The organism is Crocosphaera sp., assembly GCF_030064895.1.
Lineage (GTDB): Bacteria > Cyanobacteriota > Cyanobacteriia > Cyanobacteriales > Microcystaceae > Crocosphaera.
Window position 1 is genome coordinate 1 of sequence record NZ_JASJEB010000053.1, and the last position, 16,405, is coordinate 16,405.

General features: G+C 34.0%; 17 protein-coding genes. 6 read left to right on the forward strand and 11 right to left on the reverse strand.

What is annotated here, in order from left to right; translation table 11 throughout:
- The 3 genes from QNJ66_RS26200 to QNJ66_RS13400 all read right to left on the reverse strand — a co-directional run.
- A partial coding sequence (locus QNJ66_RS26200; protein ID WP_366146285.1) for a transposase occupies nt 1-131 on the reverse strand: 131 nt, incomplete at its 3' end.
- A 150-nt stretch (nt 132-281) separates the two neighbouring features.
- On the reverse strand, nt 282-857 hold the full coding sequence (locus tag QNJ66_RS13395) for a hypothetical protein (RefSeq protein ID WP_300507701.1): 576 nt from the start codon (nt 855-857) through the stop codon (nt 282-284).
- 78 nt (nt 858-935) lie between these two features.
- Complete coding sequence (locus tag QNJ66_RS13400; protein WP_300507704.1) at nt 936-1,640, reverse strand: hypothetical protein; 705 nt, start codon at nt 1,638-1,640, stop codon at nt 936-938.
- Between the two features lie 310 nt (nt 1,641-1,950).
- Between QNJ66_RS13400 and QNJ66_RS13405 the strand changes: the two genes are divergently transcribed.
- Nucleotides 1,951-3,438, forward strand: a complete 1,488-nt coding sequence (locus QNJ66_RS13405) for a DNA methyltransferase (protein WP_300507707.1) — start codon at nt 1,951-1,953, stop codon at nt 3,436-3,438.
- An 8-nt stretch (nt 3,439-3,446) separates the two neighbouring features.
- Nucleotides 3,447-4,535 (forward strand): hypothetical protein, encoded by a 1,089-nt coding sequence (locus tag QNJ66_RS13410; protein ID WP_300507708.1) that lies wholly within the window; start codon nt 3,447-3,449, stop codon nt 4,533-4,535.
- Between the two features lie 286 nt (nt 4,536-4,821).
- On the opposite strand, the gene QNJ66_RS13415 is transcribed toward QNJ66_RS13410, so the two are convergent.
- From QNJ66_RS13415 to QNJ66_RS13425, 3 genes are all read right to left on the reverse strand, one after another.
- Nucleotides 4,822-7,977, reverse strand: coding sequence for a hypothetical protein (locus QNJ66_RS13415; RefSeq protein ID WP_300507710.1), 3,156 nt, complete (start codon nt 7,975-7,977; stop codon nt 4,822-4,824).
- A 31-nt stretch (nt 7,978-8,008) separates the two neighbouring features.
- The gene (locus tag QNJ66_RS13420; protein WP_300507713.1) at nt 8,009-8,401 is read right to left on the reverse strand and encodes a hypothetical protein; all 393 of its coding nucleotides are present in this window, start codon (nt 8,399-8,401) and stop codon (nt 8,009-8,011) included.
- A gap of 284 nt (nt 8,402-8,685) precedes the next feature.
- Entirely contained in the window at nt 8,686-9,042 is a 357-nt protein-coding gene (locus QNJ66_RS13425; protein WP_300507715.1) for a hypothetical protein, read from the reverse strand.
- A gap of 140 nt (nt 9,043-9,182) precedes the next feature.
- Between QNJ66_RS13425 and QNJ66_RS13430 the strand changes: the two genes are divergently transcribed.
- The gene (locus tag QNJ66_RS13430) at nt 9,183-10,163 is read left to right on the forward strand and encodes an AraC family transcriptional regulator (protein ID WP_300507718.1); all 981 of its coding nucleotides are present in this window, start codon (nt 9,183-9,185) and stop codon (nt 10,161-10,163) included.
- 28 nt (nt 10,164-10,191) lie between these two features.
- On the opposite strand, the gene QNJ66_RS13435 is transcribed toward QNJ66_RS13430, so the two are convergent.
- Genes QNJ66_RS13435 through QNJ66_RS13445 form a run of 3 tightly spaced genes read right to left on the reverse strand, consistent with a single transcriptional unit; the run spans nt 10,192 to nt 11,325 of the window.
- The gene (locus tag QNJ66_RS13435; RefSeq protein ID WP_300507721.1) at nt 10,192-10,509 is read right to left on the reverse strand and encodes a HepT-like ribonuclease domain-containing protein; all 318 of its coding nucleotides are present in this window, start codon (nt 10,507-10,509) and stop codon (nt 10,192-10,194) included.
- The gene (locus QNJ66_RS13440) at nt 10,502-10,852 is read right to left on the reverse strand and encodes a nucleotidyltransferase domain-containing protein (protein WP_300507723.1); all 351 of its coding nucleotides are present in this window, start codon (nt 10,850-10,852) and stop codon (nt 10,502-10,504) included. The genes QNJ66_RS13435 and QNJ66_RS13440 overlap by 8 nt, the downstream gene beginning before the upstream one ends.
- 23 nt (nt 10,853-10,875) lie before the next feature.
- Entirely contained in the window at nt 10,876-11,325 is a 450-nt protein-coding gene (locus tag QNJ66_RS13445; RefSeq protein WP_300507726.1) for a nitrate reductase associated protein, read from the reverse strand.
- 132 nt (nt 11,326-11,457) lie between these two features.
- Here QNJ66_RS13445 and gcvT point away from each other — a divergent pair, with 132 nt between their 5' ends.
- Together gcvT and QNJ66_RS13455 are read left to right on the forward strand one after the other, a co-directional pair.
- Nucleotides 11,458-12,552: a glycine cleavage system aminomethyltransferase GcvT gene (gene gcvT, locus QNJ66_RS13450; RefSeq protein WP_300507728.1), complete on the forward strand. Its 1,095-nt coding sequence runs from the start codon at nt 11,458-11,460 to the stop codon at nt 12,550-12,552.
- A gap of 162 nt (nt 12,553-12,714) precedes the next feature.
- Nucleotides 12,715-14,097 carry a DUF2079 domain-containing protein gene (locus tag QNJ66_RS13455; protein ID WP_300507737.1) on the forward strand — a complete coding sequence of 461 codons (1,383 nt, stop codon included), beginning with the start codon at nt 12,715-12,717 and terminating at the stop codon, nt 14,095-14,097.
- Between the two features lie 163 nt (nt 14,098-14,260).
- On the opposite strand, the gene QNJ66_RS13460 is transcribed toward QNJ66_RS13455, so the two are convergent.
- Together QNJ66_RS13460 and QNJ66_RS13465 are read right to left on the reverse strand one after the other, a co-directional pair.
- Complete coding sequence (locus tag QNJ66_RS13460; protein ID WP_300507730.1) at nt 14,261-14,608, reverse strand: hypothetical protein; 348 nt, start codon at nt 14,606-14,608, stop codon at nt 14,261-14,263.
- A gap of 176 nt (nt 14,609-14,784) precedes the next feature.
- Nucleotides 14,785-15,003 (reverse strand): DUF2949 domain-containing protein, encoded by a 219-nt coding sequence (locus tag QNJ66_RS13465; RefSeq protein ID WP_300507732.1) that lies wholly within the window; start codon nt 15,001-15,003, stop codon nt 14,785-14,787.
- A gap of 666 nt (nt 15,004-15,669) precedes the next feature.
- Between QNJ66_RS13465 and QNJ66_RS13470 the strand changes: the two genes are divergently transcribed.
- Nucleotides 15,670-16,326, forward strand: coding sequence for a hypothetical protein (locus QNJ66_RS13470; protein ID WP_300507734.1), 657 nt, complete (start codon nt 15,670-15,672; stop codon nt 16,324-16,326).
- The last annotated feature ends 79 nt before the right edge of the window (nt 16,327-16,405 follow it).

A 16,405-nucleotide genomic window follows, 5' to 3' on the forward strand; every position in this document is an offset into this window, starting at 1 on the left:
TCACAAAGCAGGTAAAGAATAGCATTAACTACTTCTTTTATATTAGTTTCTCTTTGCCTCCCTCGTTTTTTGGGCTTTGGTAGTAATGGTTCAATTATTTCCCATTGGGAATCTGTTATAGCAGTCGCCAAAGCTATTAGGACATTTTTCTGTTCCCTGTTCCCTGTTCCCTGTTCCCTTAAAATATAATTTATGTGTCCTAACTAGCCTGTCTATTGCTATATATCTGACGGATAAGAACGTCTCTTCATAAAACTGTCATAAAAACTTATTCCATAGTTTTATAACCACAAATCTGTGCCGCCTAATTTCTTTATCTTTTCTTTACAAACAGTCTCTAAGTTAGTAACTCCCCATCCAAAATCACCAAATTGAGTCCCTGTTAATCCCACATAACCGGTTTCAAAGCCTAAATTTTGGGGAGCAATTTTAGCAAAAATATGACGGTTTTCTACTTTAAAAACAACAGATCCTGGAGATTCTGTATTACGTCCTAATAAGTTCCAATTCCCAAATATACGAAACATTCCTCCTGATGCTTCATCTAACCCTGCGCTTTGGCTTAAATTTTGGTACAAAAAGTTATAATCAATCCCAAAGGTTAAACCAGTATCTTGAGCAAGATTTTCTTTAAATTCAAACCAAGGTTGAAAAGTTTCGTCTATTTCAGGAAACAAAGACTCTTTTTTCTTTGCATCTTCTCTTAATTCATTATTAACACTACTGGGACCTCCTAAACCTGAAGCGTTTTGATAATTAGATAAAGGTTCAATATTAGTTTCTTGATGGTCACTTAAAATAGTTTCTTCGGCAATTAGTTCATTATTAAGACTGATTTTTAATTGATTATTACTCACATCTTGCACCAAGCGTAAAAAGTAAACAAAACCGAATTTTAAAGGGCTGAAACCCTATTAAATTCGTTGCCATTTAGGTCAAAATTGGGTTTTCAATGTCAGGTGCAAGATGTGAGTATTACTAATCTCTATCCATAAACCCTTGTCATCTTTGGCAATAATTAAATCATCATTATTAGTAATAACTTGAGCAGTAATAAAAGCTTCATATTGTTGTTTTTCGTGTCCCACAAGATAGAGATTATTATTTTGTTGACAAAGTGCTAGACTATAATTTTCGGTTTCAAAGCTTTTAATAATATCCCAACCTCTAAATTCTCTAGGACATTGTTTAATTGTTTGTCCTAATAATTTAGAATTAGAACTAGAAGAAGAATTATAATTTATGATTAATCCATTAACAATAGAAGTCGCAGTAAATTGATTATTTTGCCAACATCCCACTTCTATTTTTAAATATTCTGATGCTTCTTTTTGTTCAGCAATACGATACCAATAAGTTTGCTCTTTTTTTTCATCATTTTCCGAACCAACCTGATTAAAACATTTATATTCTAAGTCCATCATTCCACCATAATCAGAATTAGAAAACCCTAATTGAATTTGATTATGTGGGAAATTTTTCCAAGTTTTCCATTGACTCCAACCTGGTTTTTCTTGTTGGGGAAAGGTTTCTGCATGAACATAATTAATATAATTTATTTTTCCAAAAACAGAAATAAAAAATAACAGCAGAAGCATTATATTTATATTTTTTCGTTCAGATTTTTTATTGGAATTCATTTATCTTGTTTTGATATAAGTCAAATTTATAAAGTCAGAAAATGTAATAAGCTGTTAAGCAAAATTTTCCACAATGATTATAGCGACAAATTCCATCAAAATCTTTACCATTTCACGCCACTTTTTGGTCGTTTGAAGATTGGTTTGTCAAATAGTATTAAGCATACTATAAGATTATAGTCATACAGGCCATTCAAAATTGTTATGATAGCAACACAGCTATTAGCAATGGTTGAAATAGCCATCAAGAAATGTTAAACTTAAATGTAGTGTCCTTAGTCAAAACATCAACTCCAAATTAGGTTAGTCAATGCTCCATAATTCACTAAAAAGCACAGAGTTAGACAGTGATAAAATACAAAGAGTCTATACTTCCCCTGAAGGGTATAAAGGACTTTCTGGATTTCATAAATATTGGGGCAAAAAGCCAATAGAAACATGGATATTTCTTATTGAAAATCTTACTCAACCTGATGATATTATTTTAGACCCATTTCTTGGCTCAGGACTCATAGCAAAAGAATGTGTAGAGAAAAATAGACGATTTATTGGTTTTGATGTTAATCCAATAAGTATTGAATTAACACAATTATATTTACAACTACCCAGTTATATAGAACTCAGTAACGTGATTTCTGAACTGGAAACTAAACTTAAGAATACAATTAATCATAAGTATTTGTTATCCAACGGAAACATTGCTACTCACTTTTTATGGGATAATGATAAGATAACTAAGGTATGGACAAAAAAAAGCAACAGACGAATTGAAATTGATTTAGACCACAATGAGATTATACAATTTCAATCTATTGAATCCTATCAACCGCAAAATATAAGAAATCTTTGTCTATTTAATAATTCACGTATTAACTCTAGAAAAAATCTTACCATAACTGATCTATTTACTCCTCGTGCTTTACAAGCTATTGATTTGTTAAAAGCAGAAATAGAAAATTATGATGATAAAATTAAAAGAGCATTACTTTTAATTTTATCTGCTGCTCTTGGGCAAATGTCAAAAATGGTTTTTGCGGTTTCAAAAAGAGGGAAAACAAAAGGAAAAGCGATTGAAAAAATAGAAGTAGGCAGTTGGGTAATTGGCTACTGGCGACCCCAACAACATTTTGAGATAAACCCATGGAATTGTTATCACAATAAAGCCAGAAAGCTTTTAAAAGCAATTAAGTCTCTTGATACTCAAAAAACAACTTCTATTTCATCAGATTTATCTAGTTTTTTACATAATTGTGAAGATACTTATATTCGTGTTGGTGATGCAGAAACACTGATCAAAGAGATACCCGATAATAGTATAAAAGTTATTCTTACCGATCCTCCTCATGGTGATAGAATTCCATATCTAGAACTAAGTGAAATGTGGAATAGTGTTCTTGGTTTTCATTCAAATTATGAAGCGGAACTTGTTGTATCAAATGCAAAAGAACGCTCTAAAAATATTGGCGTTTATCAAAAAAAATTATCTAGTATATTTTATGAATGCGCTCGCGTACTCGATAATAATGGATTATTAGCAGTAATGTTTAATGCCCGATCCAATCATTACTGGAATAGTCTATACGAACTTGAAAAATCATCAGAGCTTAAGTATATTGGCTGTTATCCTCTGGAATACTCGGCTGGTTCTGTAGTTCAAGATAATCGAAAAGGAGGACTAAAGACAGATTTTGTTTTACTTTATGGAAAAAACACTACCCAATTATACAAAGAATATATTATTAATATATTCAGTGCTATCCGTGAATGGTCAACTAACTATCCTAATAAGTCAAATTAATAATAATTATGATGGATTTTGATACTGCCAATACTTTTTTTAAGAATGACAAAATTGGAGAACTTGCCAAGACTACAGATGGGATGAGATTTCTAAAGCTACGTTCGCTTTCTAGAAAATCACAGATGCAATACCTCATTGATAAGCATAATATTGATGTCGGAGATATTACATCAAAAGGCTGGTTAAGAATAATTTATAATTCAAATATTAAAATAAAAGATGTAGATCAAGTAATTCTTGACCTATATGAGAGAGAAAGACAAGTTAGAAGAAACAATGAAAATCAGCTAGTTAATGAATTGTATAAAATTCAATCCTTTGAATGGGGAGGTCTTCATCAAAATAGCTTGGAAAAAACAATTGTAGATAATTATGTAAAAAAAATTAAGTCTTACGAATTATTAAGTAAAGCTATAGAAAATGATCTTCATAATAGTATGAGAGCTTACGTTCTTGCCTCTTGGTATAATCACTGGAGTTCTATAATGATTGAAGATATTTTTAAGGATCATAGTCAAGTGATTCCAGCCATAGGACTTATAAAGAAAATAGATTTTTTTATTAACAATAGACCTTTTGATCTTAAAGTTACTTATCTACCAGAAGGGTACATTAAAAATTATCGTCGAACACACCAATTACGACCTGAATTAACTTTAATGAAAGCAATGGCAAGAGAATTAGATATAAGTTTTGAACAATCTTCTGCTGATTCAGTTTTAATACCTGATTTATGGCAAAAATTAGATGATCATCCAGATAATCGTGCTTCTGAACTTATTTCTGAATTGGAAAATTGCCGAAAACAATTATTAAATGATTCTATGGTAAATCCTCAAGTATTGGTGCGATGGTTATATGAAAACCAAGGGGTACGCCGTTTTGATGCTTCTAATCGCCTATTTTTGGTACTTATCGATAAAAGTAACTTTTTCGATTCTTGGAAGCTTAAAAGAGCAAGACCTCTAATTGCTCAAAATGTAAATAAATATTTGGACGAAGTAGATCAAAATGTAGGATTTCAACTTAATTTTCAGTGGGAAGAAAAAACTTATACAACTGAATCAGATATAATTTTTGTGGTTAAATCCTGATTTCAATATCACACAGTCACTATAATTTTTGAAAAAAATAAGGAAGATCCAAGTAAATAATCATGCAGCCTTAGTTAAGTTATGAACTATGAAGGCTGCATGATTATTATTATGGAAGTCCCTGATTAGCTGATTTCAGTTATAGCAATAGACAGGCTAGTTAGGACACATAAATTATATTTTAAGGGAACAGGGAACAGGGAACAGGGAACAGAAAAATGTCCTAATAGCTTTGGCGACTGCTATACTATTAGAAGTTTGAAAATCGAATTTATATCCAGCAAAATTAACTAATTAGTTGCTCAAATTGTGCCATTTCTGTTTCAAGTTGACCGTTAAAAGATGCAATTACCTCATCCATTTCATTCGTAACTTTGTTGTAAACATTAATAACACCTTGATTCGCTGGACCTTCAGAAGTTTCCAAAACATTATGTAACCATGTCAACTTAGGAACTAACTTAGTCCGTTCGTTAATAATTTGCACTAAAGTTGTACCCACCGGCATCATACTACCTTCAAGTTCGTCACACAGAGCATTTATTTTTGCTCCTTGATCAACTAATGTTTGATTATCGGAAACATCAGCAAGAGTATTGGCTACTTTTTCCTTAGCTGCACGCGCTTTCAAGACAGTTTGGATACCTTCTTCTGCTTTCCCATAAAGTTTCATCCAAAACTCACCCTTAGTATCAGTTTCTTCACGGGTATATTTCTCGTTAGGATTAATTTGTACTTCAAAAGATTCTGTCTGAGTTTCCCCATCAACCCTTAAACAGACTTGATAAATACCAGGTTTAGCAAAGGGGTTGATAATAACAGGAGGACGACCCGGTACAGAGGAAACAGAAGGATAACGAGTACCCCAAATAAAGCGGTTTAATCCTTGACTAACCGTCGCTTTAGGTTTCCCCGTGGTTAAATCTTGTTCATACCCACGAGCATCAAAACTGGCAAATCTTTGGGTGGGAATTTCTTCTTTACTGAAAGTTTGAATCTCGTTACCCTCCTCATCCAAAATGGTTAAACTAACATCCTTCGCATCTTCACTGAGGAGATAGTAAATAATCACACCTATGGGACGAGAATCACCAGCATCAATAAATTTGCGTTGTTTCTCCCCATCAACCACACCTTGCTCATAAAAAGTGTGACCAGGACGAGTATTTTGAACAAAGTAATATTTTTTGTCAGAAACAGGCCCCCCACCATAGTCCATCCACCAGTTATAACCAAAACGAGTATAGGTTTCAGGTTTAAATAAGTGTGCCTTTTTCTGGGTTAATTTCTCGGAATATTGACGAATGGGACTAATATCATCGAGAACCCAAAAACTGCGTCCATGAGTTGCGATCGCTAAGTCTGCATCCTTAATTTTAATGTCATGGACAGGAACACGAGGTAAATTCAGATTTAAGCGTCGCCATTCTTTACCATCATCGATGGACACAAAAACCCCCGTTTCTGTCCCCACAAATAGTAATCCTTTGCGTACTGTATCTTCGCGAATAGTACGAGTTATTTCGTCTTGAGGGAAGCTTTCACTAATACAAGTCCAAGTCTTACCAGAGTCAGTGGTTTTGTACAAATAGGGAGAATAGTCATCTGCTGTGCGATACCGCGTAATAGCAATATAAACCGTCCCGGGATCGTGGGGAGAGAACTCAATCTCATAAATAGGGGAAAATTCCGGTAAATTGGGTGGCGTAACATTTTCCCAAGTTTGACCCCCATCTTTGGTCAAGTGAATTAATCCATCATCACTCCCGGCCCAAATGACACCCTTTTCATGGGGAGATTCTTCTAAACGGAAGATGGTCGAATAAATTTCTTGACCGAAATATTCTCCCATCCAAGACGTTCCCGCGAGTTGCTGTTTATCCTGAATATCGTTGGTCAGATCATCGCTAATTTTTTCCCAACTCATCCCTTCATCAGTGGAACGGAAAACTACATTTCCGGCTGCATAGAAGGTTTTGTTATCATGAGGTGAGAGGAAGAAGGGTAAGTGCCAATTAAAACGATACTTAAACTCAGTCGCAGGAGTCCCAAAGGTTGACTCAGGCCAAATAGGCCGCATTTCATTTTGTCCGGTTTTCAGATTATTGATGGTAAAAGAACCACCTGTACCACAAATTGAACCAGTGGAAAGATTATAAACAATATCAGGATCAGTCGGATGGGGTATAGCTGCACCTGTTTCACCATTACCAACCACAATGGTTTCGTGTTCAGAAATACCACCCCAACGAGATGCACTGGGACATTTAACCGTTACTGTATCCTGGGGATTACCATATAAGTTATAAGGGAACTGATTATCACAAAATAGTCGATAAAACTGGGTTGTCGATTGGTTATTAAAGCTAGACCAGGTTTTGCCCCCAGTTAAGGAGATTTGACAACCACCATCACAAGTGACAATGATACGATTAGGATCTTTGGGATCTACCCAAGCTTCGTGATAGTCATCCTTAATACCCGGTTCCAGTACCCAAGTTTCACCCCCATCCTTGGAACTATAAAGCTTATTCGCTGGGGCCCAAAGTTCGTCTGCGTTGTGGGGTGCAGCAAAAAGATGGAAGAAATAGAAAGGACGAGCGATAATTTGGGCAAAGTTAGAGACAAAAGACCAATTTACCCCTAAATCATCGGAACGATATAAACCTGCTTTGGTTTCTGAGTCAATTAGACCATAAACACGATTAGGATCAGCTTGAGACATAGCAATACCAATGCGTCCCTTATGTCCTGCCGGCATTCCTGTATTACCACTAATATCTTCCCAGGTATCGCCACCATCAAGCGATCGCCAGAGTCCACTTTCTGGTCCCCCTGTTTTTGCACCCCAAGTTTTGCGCTCAAACTCATACATGGCCGCAAAAATAACCTTGGGATCCCTAGGATTAACAATTAAGTCGATACATCCGCTATTTTCACTCTTAAAGAGGACATTTTCCCAGGTTTGACCCCCATCTTGGGAGCGAAAAACCCCTCTTTCCTTGCTAGGGCCAAAACCATGACCCATAGATGCAACATAAACTAGATCAGGGTTATCAGGATGGAGTCTAATTTTAGCAATATGCTTAGAGTCTTTTAAGCCAATATGTTGCCAAGTTGCGCCACCATCGGTGGTTTTATAGACCCCATCTCCCCAGGATGCACTATTCCGTATTTGAGGTTCCCCTAAACCCACATAGATGATATCGGGGTTCTGTTCAGAAATAGCGATCGCACCCACTGAACCCATATTAAATTGTCCATCACCGACGGGTATCCAATATTGACCCGCATCTTCGGTTTTCCAGAGTCCCCCCGAAGAATGACCATGATAGAAAACTTGTTTATCAGTGGGATGGCCGACAACACAAGTACCACGGCCTCCCAGAAATGGCCCAATATTACGCCATTTTAAGGCTTTAAAATCACTAGCTTTTGTCATAATAAATCCTGACTATTTGTCCAATTAAGTCCTAACGAAGAGAGGCAATAATTTTTAACCTCAGAACTCTCATGACTAAATAGGTAACAATAAACGCCATGAGTTCTAAAAAGAACCCTTTTAGAAAAGGCCCATAGATAAATTCTGCAATTAATAAAGCAGGGAAAATATCAACCCCAATAAATTTAGGCGATCGCAAAAAGCTACTAATGGTCTCTTTGTATTGGGCAAAGCTTTTCCCCATTAATAAAACTAAAGACAAATCCAAACTATTTAAAAATAGTAGAAACAGAACTAACTCTTTACTGAAGGATTTATGACCACTAAATAGTCCCAGATAAGCTGCAATAAGGGAAATACCGAGCGCAATGAAATCAGGTGTAGATAAATTGTCAGAAAAACTAAGACGCAAACTATTTTTCATGGTTCAATAACTTCTCTCAAACTAAACAACTTAGATCCAATCTATAGCAATCAGTAATGATATGTGAGAACTGAAAATCTATCAGGAAATAATAATATTATTTCCCTACAAATATACCCTTGTAGGGGTTTAAAACTGTGTTTTACCCTGCTCAATATTTTCTCACAACTGAAAGCTGATTGCTAGATAGCATTTCCCACAGTCATAAGGTACACCTAATATCTGACTCCGAACTCCTAAAACTAGAAAAATCTGTACCTCACAAGTATGAGAACTGCTATATATCAATTACTGACACTAGGTCTCCCATATTGAACATATAAAAGTTGGCGTAAGTTTTCACACCTTTCTTGAGTTAATGGTTCCCCTAAATAATCACCATTTTCAGCGGCTTTTTTATAGACAAGAGCTTTCACTTTGTCCCCACTGGATAAACGGTTAAAATCTTCTAAGGTTTTCAGGGCTAAAATGTTATAACGTCCATTGTCATCTTCTGTCATAAAATTCCCTCGACAATAGTTCATTGCTCCTGCATTCGCCCCTAATTTTGCTTCCTCAGAAAAAATGTCAGCAACAGCATAATCATTGCATATAATTGATACCAAAGAAGCAGTCAAAGCAAAAATTAATGATTGTTTCATCTTTCAACTCATTCCTGACTGGTAATTTTTTGCCAGCAAATTTAAGGATCTCACAATCACATATAAATGTCTTTACCCGATCACGCCAATTTGCTAAAATGACTTAAAATAATCAAGGTAAAAATTTAAAAAGATATTTAATGAAAGCCATTCCTCTAATTCGTGCCAGTCAATTAGAACCTTACCTAACTTTTCTAGATAAAATTGGATCTAATAGTAACAAATTTTTAGAACAATCTAAAATTAGTATTGATGTTTTAAATACTCCTGAAAAATTATTACCAGAATATCAAGTTTGGGATTTTATTGAGAGAGCAGGGAAAGGAAATGGTTCAGCAATTGAATTTGGTTTACACACAGGAAATGAGGGAAATTTTGATTTTGTTTTAGGGTTAATGTACCCTAGTTTAACCGCTTATGATGCTCTTAACCGTCTTTGTTTATTCACTAGATTACATAGTTCTCAAGCTAGTTTATGGTTATGTGAAAAGGGTTCTAAAATTTGGTTTTGTCGTCAAGGAATTCCAGAAATTGCAGTTGGGAAAAAGGCAGTAGAAGCTTATACTTTAATGTTAATGATTAATTTAGTGCGCTATACAACAGGTTTAAAACATTGGCAACCGTCAAAAATTTGTTTACAAATGAAACAAAATTCTTCTATTAAACAATTTAAACCTTTACAAAATACCGAGATTAAATATAAAGAAAAATTAACAGCGCTCGCAATTGATTCTACTCTTTTAAGTTTAAGTCAAACCCAAATATATTTCCCAGATGTTTCTTCTATTATTAATTTATCGACTCCAGCAAGAGATTTTGTTGGTTCTCTCAGACAAGTTATACAATCTTTTTCTACCAATAATTACCCTAATCTTAAGGAACTTGCTGACATTACAGGAATGAGTTCTAGAACCTTACAAAGACGATTACAAGAAGCAGAAATAAGTTACACTGAAATCATTAATCAAATACAATTTGAACGAGCAAAAACCTTACTTAAAGAATCTAATCTTACCCTTAGAGAAATTTCTGAAGTATTAGGATATTCAACCCAAGGTCATTTTAGTCGTGCATTTAAACGTTGGACCGGTATTACTCCTCAATTGTTTCGTCAGCTTTAAATGAATTAAAGATATAAGTATGAGTGAATTATGGTTTATATTCTTCAGGTAATAAAGGGAGAATATAGTCGTGTAAACTGGGTAAATTAACTGTAATAACTGTCCAAACTTCTTTTAAGTCTATCTCGTCATATTTATTACTAATAATATCTCTCATACCAGCTATTTGTTTCCAAGGAATAGTAGAATGTTTTTCTCTGAACTCTGGAGATAATCTTTTTGTTGCTTCTCCAACAATAGTAATTCTTCTCAAAATCGCATCCTGTTTCTCTTGATTATTTTTACTATAGTTAAAAACCAAAAGTATGGATTGATAAATATCTAATAAAGTTCCTAAATCACGCATAATAAATAACCTCAGAGTGGTTAAGAATGTTCTGACGTTTAATCCAATTGGAACTATTTTCAATACTGATTTTGCTTATTAAATCTACAGGGCGATGAAAAAGATTTTCAAATTTTTCTTTGAGTTGAATTTTCTCTAATAAACCTCTAGGGGCAGAAGGTAGATAAGTAATTAGTAAATCAACATCACTATTAACAGAAAAATCATCTCTTAAAATAGAACCAAAAACAGCTAATTCAGCAATATAATTAGATTTACAAAATTGTTTTAATTGCTCAGCGTTAACTTGTAATCTTTGGTATATCTCGCTTTGGGTAATATGAGTATTAAGATCATAGGACATAGTAAGTACCTCGCAATAATAAATTATAAATTAAACTCCTGTAAAGCAGGGAAAAAGTTACTATTTTCATGACTGGGACGACTTAATTTAAGTAAAGCAAATCGTTGTAATGGTGTCAGTTCTTTCCATTTCTCTAAGGTAATTTCTTTGTTGAATTCTGTTGCTTTTTCTTGAATTTCTACAGGAATATGCTCACTATTTAACCAAGGCGGATTATCATCAATAGGTAAATTTTTAGCAGGAGTTCCTGTTTTTTCAGTGACTAAAGTTTGCAAAAAATCTCTATATAGTTTTGCTTCTTCTGAGGTTTCACAAGCCATATTAACTAATACTTGTTTTTCTTGAGAGGTAAACTGATTCCAGTGCATTAATTTTAATTTCACACCACAAGTATCCAACTTGAAACGGACAATCATGGGAATACAGTGTAAAGACTCGATAAATTCTTGTTCAAATGCAAAAAAATGATCCATAATACTTAATAATTAAAAGATAGAATTGAGCAGTGAAGTTTTGTCGTAGTAGCTTAAAAATCAACTTATTTAAAAGCTAAATTGTGTCGAACTCACGCTAAAATAGAACTCGCTGATTATTAATAAATTCCTGTGGCTAATTCTCTTTTGCGCACTCCTTTATACGATCTCATTTTAGAACAGAAAGCAAAAATGACAGCGTTTTCTGGTTGGGAAATGCCGGTACAGTTTACCGGGCTAAAATTAGAACATCAAACCGTAAGGAACGAGGTGGGAATGTTTGATATTTCTCACATGGCTAAGTTTAGCTTGGAGGGAGAAGGTTGGCTTCCTCTGTTACAGTCTCTTGTTCCTTCGGACTTGAGCCGATTAACCCCTGGTAAAGCTCAATATACCGTATTATTGAACCCGGATGGCGGCATTATCGATGACATTATTGTTTACTGTCAAGGGCCTGATAAAGCGGTGATTATTGCTAATGCAGCCACTAAAGATAAGGATAAAGAGTGGATATTATCTAATATAAGCACACATGAGGTTAATTTTAGCGACTTATCTGCCGAAAAAGTCTTATTAGCTGTACAAGGTCCCCAAACGGTAGAAAAATTACAGCCTTTAGTAGAAGCTGATCTAACGCAACTATCTTTCTTTGGCCACATAGAAACCCAGGTACTAGGATACCCTGCTTTTATCGCTCGCACAGGCTACACTGGAGAAGATGGTTTTGAGGTAATGATCGCCCCTGAAGGTGGACAAGAGTTATGGCGATCGCTCATTGAGGCCAAAGTCTCTCCTTGTGGGTTGGGGGCCAGAGATACCCTGCGTTTGGAAGCAGCTATGTGTCTCTATGGACAAGATATTGACGATCGCACCACTCCCTTAGAAGCTGGTCTAAAATGGTTGGTGCATTTGGATAAAAAAGAGCAGTTTATCGGGCGAGATGTGTTAGAAAAACAAGCCACAGAAGGGGTTAAACGGCTTTTAGTGGCCTTACAAATGGAAGGACGACATATTGCCCGTCATGACTATCCGGTGGCTTCTGAGGGCAAAATTGTCGGGGAGGTGACAAGTGGAACTATCGGACCGACACTAGGAAAGGCGATCGCTTTGGCTTATGTTCCTACTGAGTTAAGCAAAAAAGGAACAACGGTTGAGGTAGAAATTCGAGGAAAATTGTACTCTGCTAAAGTGGTTAAAAAGCCTTTTTATACGTCTGAAAATCGTTAATTAGTATGAGTTCGGAGTTAGGGGTTCGGAGTTCAGAGATCAATGATTTATAATGATCTTAACACTTATGATCAGTTTAAATCAGGAACTAGATATAATCAAATCTATCTCTATGTAGAGACGTTTCATGAAGCGTCTCTACTGTCGTTTAAAGTGGAAGTGATGAAAATTCCCCGTTTATTATGGCTAATATTTTTTATTAGTAGTTTAGTTTTATTTTTTTGTGCTAGTTTCCGTCATTGGTTGTTTCAATCCAATGCGTTAGATTTAGGTTGGTTTGATCAATCTCTTTATTTAATTAGTCAAGGAAAACCCCCTATTGTTTCGTTTTCTGAGGATCATATTTTGGGGGATCATGCTGCTTTTATTTTTTATCCTTTGGCGTTATTTTATGTTATTTACTCTAACGTTCATTGGTTATTTTTAGTGCAAGCATTGGCTTTATCTTCTTCTATTATACCCTTATGGTTATTGGCTAAGCAAGGAGGTTTAAAAGATAATTTAGCTTTAACTATAGTTGGGGTTTATTTACTTTATCCTTTGATTTTTAATGTTAATTTATTTGATTTTCATTCAGAGGTAATTGCTTTACCAGTAATATTTTGGGCAGTATTAGCAGGAAGAAAAAATAATTTTTTACAGTTTCTTTTTGCACTAATTTTAATTTTAAGTTGTAAGGCAGTTTTATCCTTAACAGTTGCAGCGATGGGAGTCTGGTTATTATTGTTTGAAAAAAGAAGAAAGTATGGATTTTTATCATTATTTCTTGGTGTATTTTGGTTTATTATTACCACACAATTAATTATTCCTCAGTTTAGTGGTGACGAAGTAGCAGCAGTGGGACGTTATTCATTTTTAGGAGACTCGGTAGCAGAAATTATCACTAATTTATTCTTAAAACCTAATATTATTTTGAGTCGTATTTTTACTTTAGCTAATTTAGAATATATTATCTTATTATTTATTCCTGTAATTTGGGGTTTATCTCCTCGTTATTTAACCCCATTAGTTGCAGCTATTCCTGCATTAATGTTAAATATATTAACGGATTATCAACCACAAAAAGATTTAGTTCATCAATATTCAATTGCTATTTTACCGTTTTTATTGTTGTCAGTTATAGCAACTTTAGCAGCCAATAAAGGTTTAATTCGTAACCCTAAATATATTATAATCTGGTCATTAATTACTTTTTTAGCATTAGGAAAATATGGTTATTTTACCTCTCGATATTTAGAACAAATAGAAACAGTATCAGCAATGAGAAAAGCAGTTCAATTAGTTCCTGAAAAAGTTAAAGTATTAACCTCACCACAAATATCACCACATTTAACCCATCGTCCTGTTATTAAATTAGCTATCAAAGATAGAGAACCTATTGATATAGAAAAGTTTGATTATATCTTACTAAACACTCGTTATCCAGGATGGGAAAATTCAGAAAATACTGTTAATAATTTAGTTAACAAATTGAAAAATAATAACAATTTTCAACTTAAATATGAGCAAGATGGTGTTATTTTATGGACTAACTATCGAAATTAATTAATGATTAAAATATTTATTTATCTATGTATAATTCTATACCTCAAAAAATCTTTGTGTATTTGTAAAGATATGTTAAAGTTCAAACATATAAAATTCAAAGTTTTGTAAAAATCATGGATGAATTCATATTAGACTCGAATCAATGTTGTTATGATTTGAGTTACAAAAAAGAATTATCTAGCATAATATCCATAGGAGTACCAGTACCTGGGGGTGGATAAATTTTAATTTTCGCTCTATTACTTAACACTTGTAAACTATCAGCTAATAATGGAATAGATTTCAAAATTTCCCAATTTAAGTAACTATTAGGACAAATAACTACTAAAGTTAATCCTTTACTTCTAATAGTGACATCCCATCCACACTGCTTTAATAAATCTTGTGTAAAAAAATCACAATTATTGTAAAATATTTTGCCAGTTACTTCTTCTAACTCCCCAAAAAGTTCATGATAAATAGGATTAACAGAAGGTAGATCATCAGGAGGTAAAACAGGTTTATTCATGATCAATATTTTCACTAATTTATTAAACAAATACCTTAACTAAAAATCGAATAAATATAGCATCATACACCAAATTTAGTAGTCTTGATGAATTTTTTGTTCCCTTAAAATGATAATTAAAAACAGAAAAAATATTCTAAATAATTTTGGTACTGCTATAAAACAATGAATAAAACTTAATAGCTTAATTCAATGTCGTTAACATCTCGGTTATCTATCCAATCTAAAACTTCATCTAACTGATGTATATCAATTAATCCGTATTGCCAAAGTACCATTGGCAGCGAACCCATAGAAGTTTCTGTAAACTTAACAGCCATTTTTAAAGCATCAGCAGGAATAGCTAGTTTATGCCGTAAATATTCGAGAAGTGGTGTTTGTAAATCATTGGCCATAGTTGTTTCTCTTACTATCAATTATCTAATTTTTTAGATTTTTCTAGTCTTGATTGTAGGTAAATAGTTATCTGAATACAGCCGAAAAAATACGGCATTACCTACGGATATAATTTAAGTATCCGTAGTTTTACTCGTTAACCGTCTCTTGTTGTATTAAGTAATTTTTCGAGAGGGGAAGGAACCGAGAGGCTAAGCAGACGATCAACTTATAGCAGTCAGGAATGAAATTTGAGAACCAGTCAGGACATAATAATATTATGTCCCTACAAGAGTGATTTGTAGGGGTTTAAAACTGTTACACCCTACTCCTAATCTCATAAATGAAACCTGATTTCTATGGTAAGGAACACACTGTCAAATATTTCTCTAAGTTGAATTATCAATTTTTGTAAATCTTTGGACAATTATAGGCAACAACTCACTAAAAAAATTACTAAAATAGACTCATAGATGACAGGTAATAATACTTCACTCCTTAGACAAAAGTGGGGTAGTAAGTTTGTTACATTTCCTATCAACTCGATGGGAGGGGTGGACCTATGTTTTTCTATTTTTTAAAAGCTCATTTAATCAACCCTGATTACACATAAAAAAGAAGATAAGTCAATTATAAATAACTTATCTTAATATTCCTAAATTTTAGCCTGATTTGAGGACAAAATTATGAGTAGTAATGGTAAAAATGGTTCGATTCAAACCCTAAATCCAGTCTTACCCGAAATACCGAAACGTGAAGATATTTTCAGTTTGGAGGGTAATAGCAATCAACTTCAACCTTTTTTATTAGTGGATAAACCGCCTGAAAATCTCAAAGAAACTCCTCCTATTCTTTCTTTTCAGCGTAAACGAGATATAGAAATTCCTTGGGAACAAGTCTTAGATAATACCGCAACAGAAGAGTTCACTTCTCTTGCTTCTATTAGGGAATATTTTGAAAGTTCTTGGGGATTATCTGCTAATTCAATAAGTGAAGAAGATTTGAATCAATATGTCGGACCTCACGTACACCTATTAACCGTCTATCGACCTAAATTTGATGAAGTTGATAAAGAAGGTAAGCCTACTACTGAGGAAATTAAAGACAGAATTTGTCTACAACATGGTACTAGCGGTCGTTGGTATCTTCCTTGGAAAACGAATCCTCACGATAAGTTCAGTGTAGATGATTTTAAAACCCTAAAGAGTTATAACGAATTTTGGGACGGAAAAATCAAGAGGGTTGAGCTAATTTTTAAAACTCCAGAGAAAGCTCAAGAATATTTTACTGAGTGTGAAGAATTAGAGACTGTTTGTAAAAAGAAAATGAAAAGACTTTTTTAAAAAATCATCCCTAATAAACCTATGAGAAGTTTATTAGTTTTTAAGAATGGAGGAAAATTAATAGTGGGGAAGCCAGGTC